Source organism: Aerophototrophica crusticola (genome assembly GCF_012913305.1).
In the GTDB taxonomy this organism is placed as follows: domain Bacteria; phylum Pseudomonadota; class Alphaproteobacteria; order Azospirillales; family Azospirillaceae; genus Niveispirillum; species Niveispirillum crusticola.
The window spans coordinates 2,359,746-2,379,233 of the sequence record NZ_CP051775.1 but is presented as its reverse complement, the minus strand read 5'-3'; the positions used below and the strand labels follow the sequence as shown (position 1 = coordinate 2,379,233).

The window sequence follows — 19,488 nt, the reverse complement described above, 5'->3', positions numbered from 1 at the left end:
GTTAACCCTTCCGGTGTAAGAAGGGTGGAAGACCCTGTCAGGCCGCCCCCATGTCCAAACCGCTCGACATCGCCGTCATCAGCCTTCCCCGGGCCGGGGAGCGCCGGGCGCACATGGCCCGGCAACTGGATGCCCTTGGCCTGCCCTTCCACTTCTTCGACGCGGTGGACGGCCGGGCTGTCGGCGCGGAGGGCTTGGCCCGGCTGGGCCTGTCCGTGGGGGAACCGCTACGCAGCCGCGTGCCCCTGAACCCGGGGGAGGTGGGCTGCTACGCCAGCCACCTGTCCCTGCTGGACGGTTTCCTGGCCAGTGGGTCGGAGGCCCTGCTGGTGCTGGAGGATGACGCCATCCTCGACCCCGACCTGCCGGACGTGATCCGGGCCGTCCTGGACCTGCCGCACCCCTGGGACGTGGTGAAGCTGGGCGGCGTTGCGACCGTCCCCATGGACCCCGTGCGGACCCTGGGGGAAGGCCGTACCCTGGCCCGACCCTGGAAGCCGGCCTACGGCTCCCACGCCTATCTGGTCTCCCGCGCCGGTGCCGCCTTGCTGACGGACCGGCGGCACCGGTCCATGCGGGTGCCCTATGACGCCCTGCTGGACTGGTACTGGCACAGCGGCGCCGACCTCTATGCCGTCACCCCCTGGGCGGTCACCACGGCGGAAAGCCTTGTCTCCAGCATCCAGGATGCCGGGGGCCGCTGGCTGCACGAACCCAACCGCCTGGACCGGCTCCGGATAAGCCTGGACAAGGCGCGCTCCAAGCGCCACTGGCGCCGCCTGGACCGGGACCGGACGGCCTGAAGCGACTTTCGAATTCGAAACCGCGCGTCAGACCCCGCCCCGGCGCCACGCCCAGATCTGTTGCTCCAGATCATTGGCAAGCCGCCACGCCTTGCGCCGAAGCTTGGCCAACGGCGACAACCGGCGGCGGTCATAGCCCGCGATCCGCACCGTCTCCCGCGGGCCGGCGGGGGCCTGGGCCAGCTCCGCGGCGAAGAAAGGGAAGAAGGCCCAGCGTGCCAGCACCTGCCGCCTAGCCTCGGCGATGGCTTCCAACCGACGGTGCCACTGTCCCGAGGCTACGGCTTCCCGCATCAGCGACTCGGCGCCCCCCGGGTCGGACAGGTCGATGCGGATGAAGGACTCCGGCGGCACATAGTCGGGCAGGTTGGGGCAGCCGGCATAGAAGGGCAGGGTCCAGGCCAGCCAGCAATCGGCCACCTTCTCGGTCCAGTAATCCGGGCTGGCGCTGTTCTCCACGGCCACCGAATAGCGCAAGGGCGCCAGCGCGTCCCACTTGTCGGCCACGGGCCGCACGCCCTTCCCATAACGCTCCAGCAGGTCGGCGGAGAGGGCGTCGGCAAAATCCAGCCGCTTCCGGTGCCCGCGGTAGAAGCTGGCCTTGCTGACGATCATGGAGATTGCATCGGCCTTGTCGGGCGGCTCCATTCCGTGCAGCGCGTCCCAGGATCTGCCCACATGCCAGGGCAGCGCCGGGTGCGACCGGCGCCACGGCGCCTGACGCACCGGATGGTGGGAGTAGATCCGCCCGATGCCGGCATTCGCCCTGGTGATCCACTCGGTGGAGCCGGGCCACCAGGGCTCCTGCACCACGGACCAGACATTGGCCGGTGGGCAGCGCAGCTCCACGTCCTCAGGGCTATGGTTGCAAATGATGACGGCGTCGCATTCCGCCACCGGCGCGTCGGTGAAGGTGATGCCGCCCAGGGTTCCCGTCCCGCCGGGACATTGCGCCCGCCAGCCGGGGTCGGGATAATTGCGGATCAGGCGGACCAGCATGGCATTCCTGGCGGCGGGGGTGGGCGCTCCCTCCTTTAGGGGTAGCGTGCCGGCCCGGCAAGCGCCGGCGCGGGCCGTCGGCGGGGCAGGACAGGCCTGCACCTGACGGGGGTCAGAAAGTGGCCCCGCCGCCATTGGCGGGTCCGGAAAGGTGTTGCGTTGGCGGCGGTCCTGGGCTAAACACCCGTCCTCCCCGACGCTGGTTCGGGCGAGGGTGCCTATTGCCTGCGCGACGCGCTGCTTCGGTGCCCTGGCCGGTGTCCTCGCCGGGGGTCGTGCGTGAAGGAGTGTAGCTCAACTGGTAGAGCACCGGTCTCCAAAACCGGGGGTTGGGGGTTCGAGCCCCTCCACTCCTGCCACCGCCCGCAAGGCTGTGGCATTGCCCGAGCAGGGCCGCACAGGGAAGCATCCCAGTAACGCGTAACCAGGAACGATGGCCCCAAACGCCATGGCGAAGACGAGTCCCGCAGAGTTCGTGCGCGAGGTGCGCCGCGAGGTGGCCCGGGTGACCTGGCCCACGCGGAAGGAGACCACCGTGTCCACCGCCATGGTGTTCCTGATGGTTATCCTGGCCTCCATCTTCTTCCTGGTGGTGGACCTGGCACTGTCGTGGGGCGTGCGCCTCATCCTCGGGATCGGAGGCTGACCCATGGCCATGCGCTGGTACGTCGTGCACGTCTATTCCGGCTTCGAGAAGAAGGTCGCCCAGGCGATCCGCGAGAAGGCCGCCCAGAAGGGTCTCGAAGAGAAGTTCGAGGAGATCCTGGTCCCGACCGAGGAGGTCGTGGAGGTGCGCCGTGGCGCCAAGATCAACTCCGAGCGCAAGTTCTTCCCCGGCTACGTGCTGGTGAAGATGGAGCTGCAGGATGAGACCTGGCACCTCGTGAAGAACGCGCCCAAGGTCACCGGCTTCCTGGGTGGCGGCGGCAAGCCGCAGGCCATCAGCGAGGCCGAGGCCATGCGGATCCTGAACCAGGTGAAGGAAGGCGTGGAGCGGCCGAAGCCCACCATCACCTTCGAGGTGGGTGAGCAGGTGCGCGTCACCGACGGCCCCTTCACCAGCTTCACCGGCCTGGTGGAAGAGGTCGACGAGGACAAGTCCCGCGTCAAGGTGGCGGTGTCCATCTTCGGCCGCGCCACCCCCGTCGAGCTGGAATACACCCAGGTCGAGAAGGTCTGACCAGTTTCCGCCGGTGCCCAAGGGCCCCGGCGGTTCCGTGTGGGAGGCGTCGCCCGCAAGTCCAAGGGCCGCCGCACCACGCAATCCCACCGGCCCCCAACCTCGGGGCGGGGCCGGAGCAGCAGGGCGGCATGACCCGCCGCCCGTAGTGAGGATGAGATGGCGAAGAAGATCGTCGGTTACATCAAGTTGCAGGTGCCGGCCGGCAAGGCCAACCCGTCGCCGCCCATCGGCCCGGCGCTGGGCCAGCGCGGCCTGAACATCATGGAGTTCGTGAAGCAGTTCAATGCCCGCACCGCTCAGATGGAGCAGGGCATGCCGATCCCGGTGGTCATCACCGCGTTCGGTGACCGTACCTTCACGTTCGTCACCAAGACCCCCCTGTCACCTACTTCCTGAAGAAGGCGGCCGGCATCGACAAGGGGTCCTCCACCGTGGGCAAGGGCGCCTCGGTCGGCAAGGTGACCACCTCCCAGGTCCGTGAGATCGCCACGACCAAGATGCAGGACCTGAATGCCAACGACGTGGAGGCGGCGATGACCATGATCATCGGTTCCGCCCGCTCCATGGGCATCGACGTGGTGGAGGGCTGATCCAATGGCCAAGCTTGGCAAGCGCCTGAAGAAGGCCGTCGCGACCATCGACCGCGACAAGTTCTACGCCCTGACCGAGGCGGTCGCCGCGGTGAAGGGCAACGCCACGGCGAAGTTCGATGAGACCATCGAGATCGCCATGAACCTGGGCATCGACCCCCGCCATGCCGACCAGCAGGTCCGCGGCGTGGTGCAGCTGCCCAACGGCACCGGCAAGACCGTCCGCGTCGCCGTGTTCGCCCGCGCCGGCAAGGCCGACGAGGCCCGCGCCGCCGGTGCCGACGTGGTGGGCGCCGACGACCTGGCCGAGCAGATCCTGGCCGGCAACATCAACTTCGACCGCTGCATCGCCACCCCGGACATGATGGGCGTGGTGGGTCGGCTGGGTAAGGTGCTGGGCCCGCGCGGCCTGATGCCGAACCCGAAGCTGGGCACCGTGACCCCGAACGTCACCGAGGCCGTGAAGGCCGCCAAGGGTGGCGCGGTGGAGTTCCGGGCCGAGAAGACCGGCATCGTGCATGCCGGCGTCGGCAAGGCCAGCTTCTCCGCCGAGGCGCTGGAGGAGAACATCCGCTCCTTCGTGCAGGCCATCAGCCGCGCGAAGCCGGCCGGCGCCAAGGGCACCTACATCGAGAAGGTGTCCCTGAGCAGCACCATGGGCCCCGGCGTGAAGCTGGACATCCCGGCCCTGGTCGCCGCGGTGAACGCTTAAGGCATCCCGAGTTTCCGGCCGGTGGGGTCCGCCCCGCCGGCCGGGCCGGGCCCGACGATCCGGGAAACCGGGGAAGGCGGGCCCACCCTGTCCGAGACTGCAGGTGCCGCGCGGGGTTTCTCCGCTACGCTTAATCCCCTGCATAGACAGCAGCGCAGCAAGAGTTTCCGGCGACGGCTTTCCCGCCCGAGCCCGGACATGATGGCAACGCTTCTGGGACAGGTGAACCTACGGCCGCACGCCGACCGGGCAGTCCGGGCGGAACGGCGGCCGATCCGTGAACCGGGAAGACCGGCGCCGGGAAACCGGAACCGATTTGTCCCACGTTTGGAGGCGAACCGTGGATCGTACACAGAAGGAAGCGACGATCGCGGCCCTTAACACCCAGCTGCAGCAGGCTGGCCTCATCGTCGTGACCAAGCAATCGGGCATGACGGTGGCAGAGGTCAGTGACCTGCGGCGGCGGATGCGGGCCGCGGGCGCCAGCTACAAAGTGACGAAGAACCGGCTCGCCCGCATCGCCCTGAAGGGCACGCAGTTCGAGAACACCGGGGACCTGTTCAAGGGCCCGACCGCGATCGCCTATTCCAAGGATCCGGTCGCGGCCGCCAAGGTCGCCATCGAGTACGCCAAGGCCAACGACAAGTTCCAGGTCGTCGGCGGCGGGCTCGGGACGCAGCTCCTGGACGCCAAGGGCATCGAAGCCCTGTCCAAGCTGCCGTCGCTCGACGAGCTGCGCGCTGGCCTGCTCGGCATGATCAAGACGCCCGCGACCCGCATCGCCGGCATCCTGCAGCAGCCGGGTGGCCAAGTGGCCCGCGTTCTCGCGGCCTACGCCAAGAAGGACGAGGCGGCCTGAGCCGCATCGATCAGTACCAGACCATAGAGTCCCCTTAGGAGACCATCATGTCCAAGCTTGAGAAGCTGGTTGAAGACCTGTCCGCCCTGACCGTCATCGAGGCGGCCGAGCTGTCCAAGATGCTCGAGGAGAAGTGGGGCGTGTCCGCCGCCGCTCCGGTGGCCGTGGCCGCTGCTCCCGCCGCCGGCGGTGGCGCCGCTGCCGCTGCCCCCGCCGAGGAGCAGACCGAGTTCACCGTCATCCTGGCCGATGGCGGCGACAAGAAGATCAACGTGATCAAGGAAGTCCGCGCCATCACCAACCTGGGCCTGAAGGAGGCCAAGGACCTGGTCGAGGGCGCTCCGAAGACCGTCAAGGAGGGCGTGTCCAAGGACGAGGCCGCCAAGATCAAGAAGCAGCTTGAAGAAGCTGGCGCGAAGGTCGAAGTTAAGTAAGACTGTTGACCAGAGCGGTTTGACAGGTGGCGCCGGACGGTGGCCGACCCCCGAAGGGGGCGCGCCCCGCCCGGCGTCGTCTGCCTTTTCCGGCCAAGGCGGCAACGCCGGCAGCCGGCAAGTAGAACGGGGGGAGGGTCCGAGAGGTCCCGACACCCGCAAGCACAAGGCGGACCGCCCCGCGTACGCGGCGGGGGGCGGGAGCCAGGACGAGGTTCAGGACGCGGACAGGCGGCGGCCCGCAAGGGCCGCTGCCCGCGTCCATTCGCGCATCTTGGGAAGGGGGCCCTGCCTTCAACCCGTGGTGCCGAGAAGTGTTGCGCGCGCACTGATCCGGGCGAGTTCACGAGAGGCACTCTATGGCCAAGTCGTTCACGGGACGTAAGCGTATCCGCATGAGCTTCGGGCGTATCCCCGAAGTCACCCGCATGCCGAACCTCATCGAGGTGCAGCGGAGCTCGTACGACCACTTCCTGCAAATGGATGTGGCGCCCGAGAAGCGCGCCAACGTGGGTCTCCAGGAGGTCTTCAAGTCGGTTTTCCCGATCAAGGACTTCTCCGAGCGCGCGGTGTTGGACTTCGTGCGTTACGAGCTGGAGCAGCCGAAGTACGACGTGGAGGAGTGCCAGCAGCGTGGCATGACCTTCGCCGCCCCGCTGAAGGTCACCCTGCGCCTCACCGTCTTCGACGTTGATGAGGACACGGGCCTGCGCTCCATCCGCGACATCAAGGAGCAGGACGTCTACATGGGTGACATGCCCCTGATGACGGCCAACGGCACCTTCATCATCAATGGCACCGAGCGCGTCATCGTCTCCCAGATGCACCGCTCGCCCGGCGTGTTCTTCGACCACGACAAGGGCAAGACCCACAGCAGCGGCAAGTACCTGTTCGCTGCCCGCGTCATCCCCTACCGCGGCTCGTGGCTAGATTTCGAGTTCGATGCCAAGGACATCGTCTATGTCCGCATCGACCGTCGCCGCAAGCTGCCCGCCACCACCCTGCTGTACGCGCTGGACGGCGCGGACACGGCCGAGGCGCGCGCCGCCCGCAAGGCCCAGGGCAAGGACCTGCTGCCCTATGAGGCGCAGGGCATGGCCAAGGAGGAGATCCTCGGCTCCTTCTACGAGACCATCACCTACCAGCGTTTCGCCGACGGCTGGAAGACCCCCTTCGTGGCCGACCGCCTGAAGGGCCAGAAGCTGGCCAACGACCTGGTGGACGCCGCCACGGGCGAGGTGCTGCTGCAGCGCGACACCAAGGTGACGCCGCGCGTGCTGAAGCGCCTGACCGAGCAGGGCCTGTCGGAGATCAAGGTCGGCGTCGACGAGATCATCGGCCGCTACCTGGCGATCGACGTCATCGACGAGAAGACCGGCGAGGTCATCTACGAGGCGGGTGACGAGATCACCTCCGCCGCCCTGGAGCGGCTGGAGCGGATGGGCGTGGACGAGCTGCCCGTCCTGAACATCGACCACCTGAATGTCGGCCCCTACATCCGCAACACCATGGCGGCGGACCGGAACGCCAGCCGTGAGGATGCGCTGATCGACATCTACCGGGTGATGCGCCCGGGCGAGCCGCCGACGCTGGAGTCCGCCGAGGCCCTGTTCACCGGCCTGTTCTTCGACCAGGAGCGCTACGACCTGTCGGCCGTGGGCCGGGTGAAGATGAACGCCCGCCTGAACTTCCAGACGGACGACCAGGTGCGCGTGCTCCGCAAGGAGGACATCCTCAAGATCCTGAAGATCCTGGTGGAGCTGAAGGACGGCCGGGGCGAGATCGACGACATCGACCACCTGGGCAACCGTCGCGTCCGCTCCGTCGGCGAGCTGATGGAGAACCAGTACCGCGTCGGCCTGCTGCGCATGGAGCGCGCCATCCGCGAGCGCATGTCCAGCGTCGAGATCGACACGGTCATGCCGCATGACCTGATCAACGCCAAGCCGGCGGCGGCCGCGGTGCGCGAGTTCTTCGGCTCGTCGCAGCTCAGCCAGTTCATGGACCAGACCAACCCGCTGTCCGAGATCACGCACAAGCGTCGCCTCTCGGCCCTCGGGCCGGGCGGCCTGACCCGTGAGCGTGCCGGCTTCGAGGTGCGCGACGTTCACCCGACGCACTATGGCCGCATCTGCCCGATCGAGACGCCGGAAGGCCCGAACATCGGCCTGATCAACAGCTTGGCGACCTACGCCCGGGTGAACCAGTACGGCTTCATCGAGAGCCCGTACCGCAAGGTCATCGACCAGCGCGTCACCTCCGAGGTGGTCTACCTCTCCGCCATGGAGGAGGGCCGCTACATGGTGGCCCAGGCCAACGCGCCGCTGGACGGCGAGGGCAAGTTCGCCGAGCCGCTGGTGTCCTGCCGCAAGGGCGGGGAGTACCTGCTGGCCCGTCCGGACATGATCGACCTGATCGACGTGTCGCCGAAGCAGCTGGTGTCCGTGGCCGCGGCGCTGATCCCGTTCCTGGAGAACGACGACGCGAACCGCGCGCTGATGGGCTCCAACATGCAGCGGCAGGCGGTGCCGCTGGTGAAGGCCGACAGCCCGCTGGTGGGCACCGGCATGGAAGCGACGGTGGCCCGCGACAGCGGCGTGACCATCGTGGCCAAGCGCGCCGGCATCGTCGACCAGGTGGACGCCACCCGTATCGTGGTCCGCGCGACCGAGGACACGGACCCGGCGGCCCCCGGCGTCGACATCTACAACATGCTGAAGTTCCAGCGCTCCAACCAGAACACCTGCATCAACCAGAAGCCGCTGGTGAAGGTGGGTGACCGGGTGCACAAGGGCGACATCATCGCCGACGGCCCCTCCACCGACCTGGGCGAGCTGGCCCTGGGCCGGAACGTGCTGGTCGCGTTCATGCCCTGGAACGGCTACAACTTCGAGGACTCCATCCTCATCTCCGAGCGCATCGTGCGCGATGACGTCTTCACCTCGATCCACATCGAGGAGTTCGAGGTGATGGCCCGCGACACCAAGCTGGGCCAGGAGGAGATCACCCGCGACATCCCGAACGTGGGTGAGGAGGCTCTGAAGAACCTGGACGAGGCCGGCATCGTCTATATCGGCGCCGAGGTCCGCCCGGGCGACATCCTGGTGGGCAAGGTCACGCCGAAGGGCGAGAGCCCGATGACGCCGGAGGAGAAGCTGCTCCGCGCCATCTTCGGCGAGAAGGCCTCCGACGTGCGCGACACCTCCCTGCGGCTGCCGCCGGGTGTGTCGGGCACGGTGGTGGAGGTGCGCGTCTTCTCCCGCCGCGGCGTGGACAAGGACGAGCGCGCCCTGGCCATCGAGCGGGCCGAGATCGAGAAGCTGGCCAAGGACCGGGACGACGAGAAGGCGATCCTGGAGCGCTCCTTCTACACCCGCCTGCGCGAGCTGCTGGTGGGCCAGCGCGTCGTGTCCGGGCCGAAGGGCATCAAGGCCGGCGACGTGGTCTCCGAGGAGATGCTGAAGGGCCTGACCCGCGGCCAGTGGCGGCAGGTCAGCCTGGAGAACGACCAGGTGATGGAGCACATCGAGCAGACCGGCAAGGTCTTCGATGAGTCCGTCCAGCGCCTTCAGGAGCGGTTCGAGAACAAGGTCGAGAAGCTGCAGCGCGGCGACGAGCTGCCGCCCGGCGTGATGAAGATGGTCAAGGTCTTCGTCGCGGTGAAGCGCAAGCTGCAGCCCGGCGACAAGATGGCCGGCCGCCACGGCAACAAGGGCGTCATCTCCCGCATCACCCCCATCGAGGACATGCCGTACCTCGAGGACGGGCGGAACGTGGACATCGTCCTGAACCCGCTGGGCGTGCCCTCGCGCATGAATGTCGGGCAGATCCTCGAGACGCACCTGGGCTGGGCCGCGGCCGGCCTGGGCCGCCAGATCGGGGAGATGCTGGACCGGATCCGCTCGCAGACCGCCGACGCGGCCATCAAGGCCAAGACGGTGACGGACCTGAAGGCCCGCCTGCGGGAGATCTATGGCGAGGAGGTCTATGAGGCCGACATCTCCACCATGTCGGACGCGGAGCTGACCGAGCTGGCCACCAACCTGCGCCGCGGCATCCCCTTCGCCACGCCCGTCTTCGACGGCGCGCGGGAGGAGGACATCGTCCGCATGCTGGAGAGGGCAGGGCTGGATCGCTCCGGCCAGTCCACCCTGGTGGACGGCCGCACCGGCGAGCCGTTCGACCGCAAGGTGACCGTCGGCTACATCTACATGCTGAAGCTGCACCACCTGGTGGACGACAAGATCCACGCCCGCTCCATCGGCCCGTACAGCCTGGTCACCCAGCAGCCGCTGGGCGGCAAGGCCCAGTTCGGCGGCCAGCGCTTCGGCGAGATGGAGGTGTGGGCGCTGGAAGCCTACGGCGCCGCCTACACGCTGCAGGAGATGCTCACCGTGAAGTCGGACGACGTGTCCGGCCGCACCAAGGTCTACGAGGCCATCGTCCGCGGGGACGACAACTTCGAGGCCGGCATCCCCGAGAGCTTCAACGTGCTGGTCAAGGAGCTGCGCTCCCTCGGCCTGAACGTCGAGCTGAACCAGAAGGCCTACTGACCGCGCTTGAACCGGCCGGGCTGGGGGACCACCTGATGGCCCCTTGCCCGGTCTTCAGCCGCGCGTGCCGAGCGCCGCACGAATTTTACGAGACGCCAGGGCCAGCGTTCCCGGCCCACCCCGAGGGGAGACGGCACATGAATGAGTTGATGAACATCTTCGGCCAGCCGCAGGGGCCGCAGAGTTTCGACCAGATCCGCATCTCGATCGCCAGCCCGGAGCGCATCCGCTCCTGGTCCTTCGGCGAGATCAAGAAGCCGGAGACGATCAACTACCGGACCTTCAAGCCGGAGCGCGACGGCCTGTTCTGCGCCCGCATCTTCGGTCCGATCAAGGATTACGAGTGCTTGTGCGGCAAGTACAAGCGCATGAAGTACCGCGGCATCATCTGCGAGAAGTGCGGCGTCGAGGTGACCCTGTCCAAGGTCCGCCGCGAGCGCATGGGCCATATCGAGCTGGCCTCGCCGGTGGCGCACATCTGGTTCCTGAAGTCCCTGCCGAGCCGCATCGGCCTGCTGCTCGACATGACGCTGAAGGACCTGGAGCGGATCCTCTATTTCGAGAACTACGTCGTCGTCGAGCCGGGCCTGACGGACCTGAAGCAGCACCAGCTGCTGTCTGAGGACGACCTGCTGGACAAGCAGGACAAGTTCGGCGAGGACGCCTTCACCGCCAAGATCGGCGCCGAGGCCCTGAAGGACCTGCTCACCTCCATCGACTTGGTCGAGGAGATGGACGTCTGCCGCGACGAGCTGAGGGAGACCGCCAGCGAGGCCAAGCGCAAGAAGCTGGTGAAGCGGCTGAAGCTGATCGAGGCCTTCCTGGGCATCCCCCAGGAGGTGGAGGACGAGGGTGCCTTCCACCGCTTCGAGGGCTACAAGCGCAAGATCGAGCGGCCGGACCAGCGCCCGCTGTTCAAGGTCTACCCGGAGGCCACCCGGCCTGAGTGGATGATCCTGGACGTGGTGCCGGTGATCCCGCCCGAGCTGCGCCCGCTGGTCCCGCTGGACGGCGGCCGCTTCGCCACGTCCGACCTGAACGACCTGTACCGGCGCGTCATCAACCGCAACAACCGCCTGAAGCGGCTGATCGAGCTGAAGGCGCCGGACATCATCGTGCGCAACGAGAAGCGCATGCTACAGGAAGCCGTCGACGCGCTGTTCGACAACGGCCGCCGCGGCCGCGTCATCACCGGCGCCAACAAGCGTCCGCTGAAGTCCATCAGCGACATGTTGAAGGGCAAGCAGGGCCGCTTCCGCCAGAACCTGCTGGGCAAGCGCGTCGACTACTCCGGCCGTTCGGTCATCGTGGTGGGCCCGGAGCTGAAGCTCCACCAGTGCGGCCTGCCCAAGAAGATGGCGCTGGAGCTGTTCAAGCCCTTCATCTACGCCAAGCTGGAGCTGTACGGCCTCGCCTCCACCATCAAGGCGGCCAAGCGCATGGTGGAGAAGGAGCGGCCGGAGGTCTGGGACATCCTGGAGGAGGTCATCCGCGAGCACCCGGTCATGCTGAACCGGGCGCCCACGCTGCACCGCCTCGGCATCCAGGCGTTCGAGCCGACCCTGATCGAGGGCAAGGCCATCCAGCTGCACCCGCTGGTCTGCACCGCCTTCAACGCCGACTTCGACGGTGACCAGATGGCCGTGCACGTCCCGCTGAGCCTCGAGGCCCAGCTGGAGGCGCGCGTGCTGATGATGTCCACCAACAACATCCTGTCGCCCGCCAGCGGCCGCCCCATCATCGTGCCGTCCCAGGACATCGTCCTGGGCTTGTACTACATCACGATGGAGCTGCCGGCGATGAAGGGCGAGGGCATGGCCTTCCACTCCATCGGCGAGATCGAGCACGCCTTGCAGGAGAAGGTGGTCAGCCTGCACGCCCGGGTCCAGGCGCGCTACAGGACCGTGGACGACGAGGGCAAGCCCATCACCGTCCGCGTGACCACGACCCCGGGCCGCATGCTGCTGTCCGAGATCCTGCCGCGCCACCCGGCCATCAAGTTCGACATGATCAACCGGCTCCTGACCAAGAAGGAGATCGGCAACATCATCGACATCGTCTACCGCCACTGCGGTCAGAAGGAGACGGTGATCTTTGCCGACCGGATGATGAAGCTGGGCTTCACCAACGCCTTCAAGGCGGGCATCTCCTTCGGCAAGGACGACATGGTCATCCCCGCCGAGAAGGAAGGCCTGATCCGCGAGGCGCAGGAGCGGGTGAAGGAGTTCGAGCAGCAGTACCTGGACGGCCTGATCACCCAGGGCGAGAAGTACAACAAGGTGGTCGACGTCTGGTCGGAGACGACCGAGAAGGTCGCCACCGCGATGATGAAGGTCATCGAGCAGCCGAAGCCGGGCGTGGGCGTCAACTCCGTCTACATGATGGCCCACTCCGGTGCCCGTGGCTCGCCGGCCCAGATCAAGCAGCTCGCCGGCATGCGCGGCCTGATGGCCAAGCCGTCGGGTGAGATCATCGAGACGCCGATCATCTCCAACTTCAAGGAAGGCCTGACGGTGCTGGAGTACTTCAACTCCACGCACGGCGCCCGCAAGGGCCTGGCCGACACCGCCTTGAAGACGGCGAACTCCGGTTACCTGACCCGCCGCCTGGTGGACGTGGCGCAGGACGCGATCATCACCGAGATCGACTGCGGCACCAAGAACGGGCTGACGGTGAAGGCCGTGGTGGACGGCGGCGACGTGGTCGTGCCCCTGGGCGAGCGCCTGCTGGGCCGCACCGCCACCTTCGACGTGATCCACCCGCTGACGGGCGAGGTCATCGTCCCCGCCAGCGACCTGATCACCGAGCGGGAGGTGGAGTTGATCGAGCGGGCGGGCATCGACCAGGTGCACATCCGCTCCGTCCTGACCTGCGAGACCCAGGACGGCGTCTGCGCCCACTGCTATGGCCGTGACCTGGCCCGCGGCACGCGGGTCAACATCGGCGAGGCGGTCGGCGTCATCGCCGCCCAGTCCATCGGTGAGCCGGGCACGCAGCTGACGATGCGTACCTTCCACATCGGTGGTGCCGCCCAGCGTGGCGCGGAGCAGTCCTTCATCGAGGCGACCCTGGACGCCAAGGTGATCGTCCGCAACCGCAACCTGGTGCTCAACTCCGAGGGCGTGCCCGTGGTGATGGGCCGCAATTGCGAGCTGGCGCTGCTGGACGAGCAGGGCCGCGAGCGGGCCAAGCACCGGGTGCCCTACGGCGCGAAGCTGAACAAGGCCCTGGCCATGGACGGCGCGCCCATCAAGAAGGGCGACCGGATGGCGGAGTGGGACCCGTACACCCTGCCGATCCTGACGGAGAAGGAAGGTACGGCCACCTACGTCGACCTGGTGGAGGGCGTGTCCGTCCGCGAGGTCATGGACGAGGCCACCGGCATCTCCAGCAAGGTCGTCATCGACTGGCGGCAGCAGCCCCGCGGCGCCGACCTGCGTCCCCGCGTCACCCTGACCGACGAGAAGGGTGAGGTGGTGAAGCTGCCGAACGGGCTGGAGGCGCGCTACTACATGAGCGTGGACGCCATCCTGTCCGTGGACAACGGTGCCAAGGTGCGGGCCGGCGACGTGCTGGCACGTATCCCGCGCGAGTCCTCCAAGACCCGCGACATCACCGGCGGTCTGCCCCGCGTGGCCGAGCTGTTCGAGGCGCGTCGTCCGAAGGACTTCGCCATCATCTCGGACATCGATGGCCGGGTGGAGTTCGGCAAGGACTACAAGACCAAGCGCCGTATCGTCGTGAAGAACGACGAGACGCAGGAGGAGAAGGAGTACCTGATCCCCAAGGGCAAGCACATCTCCGTGCAGGAGGGTGACTATGTCCAGAAGGGTGACCTGCTGATGGACGGCAACCCGGTGCCGCACGACATCCTGGCGGTGATGGGGGTGGAGGCGCTGGCCAACTACCTCATCAACGAGATCCAGGACGTCTACCGGCTGCAGGGCGTGAAGATCAACGACAAGCACATCGAGGTGATCGTCCGCCAGATGCTGCAGAAGGTCGAGATCACCGAGCCCGGCGACACCACCTTCCTCACCGGGGAACAGGTGGATCGCGTGGAGTTCGAGGAGGAGAACCGGCAGGTGCAGCGTCGCCTGGACGAGGGGGAGCTGGACCTCCGCTTCGCCCAGGGCAAGCCGGTGCTGCAGGGCATCACCAAGGCCTCGCTGCAGACCCGGTCCTTCATCTCGGCCGCGTCGTTCCAGGAGACCACCCGCGTCCTCACCGAAGCCGCGGTGCAGGGCAAGGTGGACAACCTGGAGGGCTTGAAGGAGAACGTCATCGTCGGCCGCCTCATCCCGGCCGGCACGGGCTCCGTGGTCAACCGCCTGAAGCAGATTGCGGCGGAGCGGGACAAGGCCCTGCAGATGGCCGAGGAGGGTGGCGACACCCCGGCCCTGCCGGACGCCCAGCAGACGGCGGCCGAGTAAGGCTTGTCAGGTTAGCGTGCGAGGGGGCCGCCCGGGTGACCGGGCGGCCCTTTTCGTTTATGCTCAAGCGCGTGGCAGCGGAGGGGAGGTGGCCATGGGCTTGCCGGCCAGGAGGCGCATGACGGTGGAGGAGTTCCTCGCCTGGACCCCGCCGGACGACGGCCTGCGCTATGAGCTGGTGGAGGGCTTCCCCGTCGGGCAGGCTTGGCCGAGCACGCCCCACGGGCGGATCACGGCCAACCTGGGCATCGCCATCGGGACCCGCCTGCGCTCTGGCGACCGCCCTTGCGCGCCGGAGCAGGGGAGCACCCTTCGGATTGACGCCAGGGACACGGTGCGGGCGCCGGACCTGCTGGTCCGTTGCGGCAAGTCGGAACTCGAGGCAAATGACCCGGTGTTGGCCATCGAGGTGGTCTCGCCCTCCAACACGGCGCGCGAGCTCTCGCGACGCCGCCGGGACTATGCCCTGGCCGGCATCCGGGAAGTGCTGGAGGTCGAACAGGACACGGCGGAGGTTCGGGCCTACAGGCTGCGAGGTGAGTTCTGGGTGGAGGAGGGGACTGTCCGCGACCTCGGCGGCGAGGTCCGCCTGGAAAGCTTGGACCTCACCATCCCCATGGCGGAGATCTACCGCGCTATTCCGCTCGACGAGCAGGCCTGACCGACCGGAACGCGCCGGCCCCTTTCGCGTTCCGCCTACCGGCAGACTCTACCGGGACTGTTGTTGACAACCCTGGGGACTCTCCCTATAACCCCGTGACCGTTTTTCGGGGGCAGGCTGTAGTCTGCCCGCGTGCAGCCTAGACGCTGTCCCCAAGCGGCTTTCCGGCCCCTGAACCAGGCCGGGCGGTCCGCGCCAGGAACCCCCCGAGACACAGATAGCCGCACCCGAGTCCTTGTTCGGACGGCGTTTGGCAGGTGCCCGCGCGGAGCACAACGCTTCGCCCGCGGGCGCTTTCGTCATTACGCAGCGGGTCGGCTGGGGTTTCAAGCGCTCCCTCCGGGGGCACGGTTAGGCGCCCCCTTTGGGGGCAAGGCATGGCGAAGGGCGTCGCGGCCAGCGGTGGCAAGGCGTCCGATTGAAGGAGAGTGCTCGATGTCTCGTCGTCGCAAGGCCGAGAAGCGTGAAGTTCTGCCCGACGCGAAGTTCGGCGACGTCGTCCTGACGAAGTTCATGAACTGCCTGATGTACGACGGCAAGAAGTCGGTGGCCGAGTCCATCGTCTATGGCGCCCTCGACCGGATCGAGGCGAAGGCCAAGGCCGACAGCCTTCAGCTGTTCCATGACGCGCTGAACAACGTCCGCCCGTACCTCGAGGTCCGGTCCCGCCGCGTCGGCGGCGCCACCTACCAGGTGCCGGTCGAGGTGCGCACCGAGCGCGCCCAGGCGCTGGCCATCCGCTGGATCATCGCCGCCGCCCGCAACCGGTCTGAGAACACCATGACCGAGCGCCTGTCGGGTGAGCTGATGGACGCGGCCCAGCAGCGTGGCTCCGCCGTGAAGAAGCGCGAGGACACGCACCGCATGGCCGAGGCCAACAAGGCCTTCTCGCACTACCGCTGGTAACCCGAACGGAGGCGGCGCCGTCGCGCCATCCCAGCCATGTCCCGGTCCCACCCACTCGATCGCTACAGGAACATCGGCATTGCCGCGCACATTGATGCCGGCAAGACGACGACCACTGAGCGCATCCTGTATTATACCGGGAAGTCCTACCGCATCGGCGAGGTGCATGAGGGCACCGCGACGATGGATTGGATGGAGCAGGAGCAGGAGCGGGGGATCACCATCACCTCCGCCGCCACGACCTGCTTCTGGCGGGAGCACCGCATCAACATCATCGACACCCCCGGCCATGTGGACTTCACCATCGAGGTGGAGCGCAGCCTTCGGGTGCTCGACGGGGTGATGGCGGTGTTCGACGGCGTCGCCGGGGTGGAGCCTCAATCGGAGACGGTCTGGCGCCAGGCCGACCGTTACCGGGTGCCCCGGCTCTGCTTCGTGAACAAGATGGACCGGCCCGGCGCCGACTTCCTCCGCACCGTCCAGATGGTGCGGGAGCGGTTGGGTGCCGAGCCGCTGGTCCTGCAATTGCCGATCCTGACCGAGGCCGGCTTCCAGGGCGTTGTCGACCTGGTCGCGAACCATGCCCTGGTCTGGAACGACGACCGGCCGGGCACCGCCCCTGCCGTGGCGGAAATCCCGGCCGACATGGCCGAGCAGGCCGCCCGGTACCGCCAGGACCTGGTGGAGCGGGTGGTGGAACTGGACGACACGGCCCTAGGTGCCTTCCTGGCCGACGGGACCGAGCCGGACACCGACGGGCTGAAGGCGCTGGTCCGCAAGGGCACGCTTGCCCTGTCCGTCGTGCCGGTGATCTGCGGCGCTGCCTTCCGCAACCGGGGTATCCAGCCCATGCTGGACGCCATCGTCGATTACCTGCCGTCCCCCCTGGACGTGCCGGCCGTCTTCGGCCAGGGCGTCCAGGGTGAGACGGTGGCCCGTGCCACGGCGGACGAGGCACCCTTCGCCGCCCTGGCCTTCAAGGTGATGAACGATCCCATCGCGGGCCCGCTCACCTTCGCGCGCATCTACTCCGGGACCCTGTCCGCCGACGGCCACGTGCTGAACGCCGGCAAGGGGGAAAAGGAGCATGTGGGCCGTATGCTGCTGATGCATGCGAACATGCGCGAGGACATCGAGAAGGCCTTCGCCGGTGACATCGTGGCCCTGGCCGGCCTGACCCACACCACGACCGGCGACACCCTCTGCGACCCCAACGCGCCCATCGTGCTGGAGCGCATGGAGTTCCCGAGCCGGTGATCGAGGTGGCGGTGGAGCCGAAGACCTCCCTCGACCATGACCGCATGGCCGTGGCCCTGGGCAAACTCGCGTCGGAGGACCCGTCCTTCCGCGTGGGCCGCGACCCGGAAAGCGGCCGCACCATCCTGCGCGGCATGGGCGAGCTGCACCTGGAGGTCATCGTCGACCGCATGCGGCGCGAGTTCAAGGTGGAGGCCAGCGTCGGCACCCCGCAGGTGGCCTACCGGGAAACGGTGGCCGCCCGCGCCGAGGTGGACCACACCATGAAGCGGACCATCGGCACCACCGGGCAGTTCGCCCGCGTGAAGCTGGCCGTGGAGCCGCGGGAGCCCGGCCTGGGCTTCAAGTTCGAGAACCGCATGCCCGCCGGCACGGTGCCGAAGGAGTTTGCCGCCGCCGTCCAGCGCGCCGTCGAGGCCGCGAAGGAATCGGGCGTGGTGGCTGGCTTCCCGGTCATCGATGCCCGGGTGGAGCTGCTGGATGCCGGTGCGCACGACGTGGACTCGTCGGCCCAGGCTTTTGAGATCGCCGGCCGCGCGGCCCTCCGCGAGGTGCTGGCCAAGGCACGCCCGACCCTGCTGGAACCCGTGATGCGGGTCGAGGTGGTGACCCCCGAGGAGTATGTCGGGGATGTCATCGGTGACCTGAACAGCCGCCGCGCCCAGGTCACGGACCTGGACGTGCGCGGCAACGCACGGCTGGTCGGGGCCAAGGCCCCGATGGCCACCATGTTCGGTTATGTCAACGCCCTGCGCTCCCGCAGCCAGGGGCGGGCCCATTACAGCATGAAATTCGACCATTACGAGCCGGTGCCCCAGGCGATCGCGGACGGCGTCCGCGCCAAGATCGCTTGAAGACACGGGACGAGGAGAGAGGACGAGACCATGGCGAAGGCTAAGTTTGAGCGGACGAAGCCGCACTGCAACGTCGGCACGATCGGTCACGTTGACCACGGGAAGACGTCGCTGACGGCGGCGATCACGAAGGTCCTTGCCGAGACGGGCGGGGCGACGTTCACGGCGTACGACCAGATCGACAAGGCGCCGGAGGAGAAGGCGCGCGGGATCACGATCTCGACGGCGCACGTTGAGTACGAGACCACGAACCGGCACTACGCGCACGTGGACTGCCCGGGCCACGCGGACTACGTGAAGAACATGATCACGGGCGCCGCGCAGATGGACGGGGCGATCCTGGTGTGCTCGGCGGCCGACGGCCCGATGCCGCAGACGCGCGAGCACATCCTGCTGGCGCGCCAGGTTGGCGTCCCGGCGCTGGTGGTGTTCCTGAACAAGATGGACCTGGCGGACCCGGACCTGGTTGAGCTGGTGGAGCTCGAGGTGCGGGAGCTGCTGAGCTCGTACGGCTTCCCCGGCGACGACATCCCGATCGTGAAGGGGTCGGCGGTGTGCGCGCTGAACGACACGAACCCGGAGATCGGCCGGCAGGCGATCCTGCAGCTGATGGCCGAGGTGGACCGCTACATCCCGCAGCCGGAGCGCCCGGTCGACAAGCCGTTCCTGATGCCGATCGAGGACGTGTTCTCGATCTCGGGCCGCGGCACGGTGGTGACGGGCCGGGTTGAGAAGGGCATCGTGAAGGTGGGCGAGGAGGTCGAGATCGTCGGGATCAAGCCGACGGTGAAGACCACGGTCACCGGCGTGGAGATGTTCCGCAAGCTGCTGGACCAGGGCCAGGCGGGCGACAACATCGGCGCGCTGCTGCGCGGCACCAAGCGCGAGGACGTTGAGCGCGGGCAGGTGCTGGCGAAGCCGGGCTCGATCACGCCGCACACGGAGTTCGAGGCGGAGACCTACATCCTGACCAAGGAGGAGGGCGGGCGCCACACGCCGTTCTTCGCGAACTACCGGCCGCAGTTCTACTTCCGCACCACGGACGTGACCGGCATGGTCACGCTGCCGGAGGGCACGGAGATGGTGATGCCGGGCGACAACGTGCGCCTGAAGGTGGGCCTGATCGCCCCCATCGCCATGGACGAGGGCCTGCGCTTCGCCATCCGCGAGGGCGGCCGCACCGTCGGCGCCGGCGTCGTCTCCAAGATCATAAAGTAACGCGTAGCAGGAATGTCATCGGCCGG

The 19,488-nt window shown here is 67.7% G+C and carries 12 protein-coding genes, 1 tRNA gene and 2 pseudogenes; 14 read left to right on the top strand and 1 reads right to left on the bottom strand.

The window, feature by feature from the left end:
- Positions 1–50: 50 nt before the first annotated feature.
- Positions 51–803: a glycosyltransferase family 25 protein gene (locus HHL28_RS11635; protein WP_075773103.1), complete on the top strand. Its 753-nt coding sequence runs from the start codon at positions 51–53 to the stop codon at positions 801–803.
- 27 nt (positions 804–830) lie between these two features.
- Here HHL28_RS11635 and HHL28_RS11630 read toward each other — a convergent pair whose 3' ends face one another.
- On the bottom strand, positions 831–1,802 hold the full coding sequence (locus HHL28_RS11630) for a glycosyltransferase family 10 domain-containing protein (RefSeq protein ID WP_075773104.1): 972 nt from the start codon (positions 1,800–1,802) through the stop codon (positions 831–833).
- Between the two features lie 283 nt (positions 1,803–2,085).
- On the opposite strand from HHL28_RS11630, the gene HHL28_RS11625 reads away from it, so the two are divergent.
- The 13 genes and pseudogenes from HHL28_RS11625 to tuf all read left to right on the top strand — a co-directional run bounded on the left by HHL28_RS11625 (position 2,086) and on the right by tuf (position 19,462).
- A tRNA-Trp gene (locus HHL28_RS11625) sits at positions 2,086–2,161 on the top strand.
- An 89-nt stretch (positions 2,162–2,250) separates the two neighbouring features.
- The gene (gene secE, locus HHL28_RS11620) at positions 2,251–2,448 is read left to right on the top strand and encodes a preprotein translocase subunit SecE (protein WP_075773105.1); all 198 of its coding nucleotides are present in this window, start codon (positions 2,251–2,253) and stop codon (positions 2,446–2,448) included.
- Between the two features lie 3 nt (positions 2,449–2,451).
- Positions 2,452–2,982: a transcription termination/antitermination protein NusG gene (gene nusG, locus HHL28_RS11615; RefSeq protein WP_075773106.1), complete on the top strand. Its 531-nt coding sequence runs from the start codon at positions 2,452–2,454 to the stop codon at positions 2,980–2,982.
- 159 nt (positions 2,983–3,141) lie between these two features.
- A pseudogene (gene rplK, locus HHL28_RS11610) lies at positions 3,142–3,575 on the top strand (50S ribosomal protein L11).
- Positions 3,576–3,579: 4 nt separating this feature from the next.
- Positions 3,580–4,287: a 50S ribosomal protein L1 gene (gene rplA, locus HHL28_RS11605; RefSeq protein ID WP_075773108.1), complete on the top strand. Its 708-nt coding sequence runs from the start codon at positions 3,580–3,582 to the stop codon at positions 4,285–4,287.
- Between the two features lie 340 nt (positions 4,288–4,627).
- Positions 4,628–5,146 (top strand): 50S ribosomal protein L10, encoded by a 519-nt coding sequence (rplJ, locus tag HHL28_RS11600; protein ID WP_075773109.1) that lies wholly within the window; start codon positions 4,628–4,630, stop codon positions 5,144–5,146.
- Between the two features lie 47 nt (positions 5,147–5,193).
- Positions 5,194–5,580, top strand: coding sequence for a 50S ribosomal protein L7/L12 (gene rplL / locus HHL28_RS11595; RefSeq protein ID WP_075773110.1), 387 nt, complete (start codon positions 5,194–5,196; stop codon positions 5,578–5,580).
- Positions 5,581–5,939: 359 nt separating this feature from the next.
- Positions 5,940–10,133, top strand: coding sequence for a DNA-directed RNA polymerase subunit beta (gene rpoB / locus HHL28_RS11590; protein ID WP_075773111.1), 4,194 nt, complete (start codon positions 5,940–5,942; stop codon positions 10,131–10,133).
- 137 nt (positions 10,134–10,270) lie between these two features.
- The gene (gene rpoC / locus HHL28_RS11585) at positions 10,271–14,566 is read left to right on the top strand and encodes a DNA-directed RNA polymerase subunit beta' (protein ID WP_075773112.1); all 4,296 of its coding nucleotides are present in this window, start codon (positions 10,271–10,273) and stop codon (positions 14,564–14,566) included.
- A gap of 94 nt (positions 14,567–14,660) precedes the next feature.
- Positions 14,661–15,227, top strand: coding sequence for a Uma2 family endonuclease (locus tag HHL28_RS11580; protein WP_075773113.1), 567 nt, complete (start codon positions 14,661–14,663; stop codon positions 15,225–15,227).
- 435 nt (positions 15,228–15,662) lie between these two features.
- Positions 15,663–16,133, top strand: a complete 471-nt coding sequence (gene rpsG, locus HHL28_RS11575) for a 30S ribosomal protein S7 (protein ID WP_075773114.1) — start codon at positions 15,663–15,665, stop codon at positions 16,131–16,133.
- A gap of 36 nt (positions 16,134–16,169) precedes the next feature.
- Positions 16,170–18,244 (top strand): annotated as a pseudogene (fusA, locus tag HHL28_RS11570) (elongation factor G).
- Between the two features lie 30 nt (positions 18,245–18,274).
- Positions 18,275–19,462 (top strand): elongation factor Tu, encoded by a 1,188-nt coding sequence (gene tuf, locus HHL28_RS11565; protein WP_169655151.1) that lies wholly within the window; start codon positions 18,275–18,277, stop codon positions 19,460–19,462.
- The last annotated feature ends 26 nt before the right edge of the window (positions 19,463–19,488 follow it).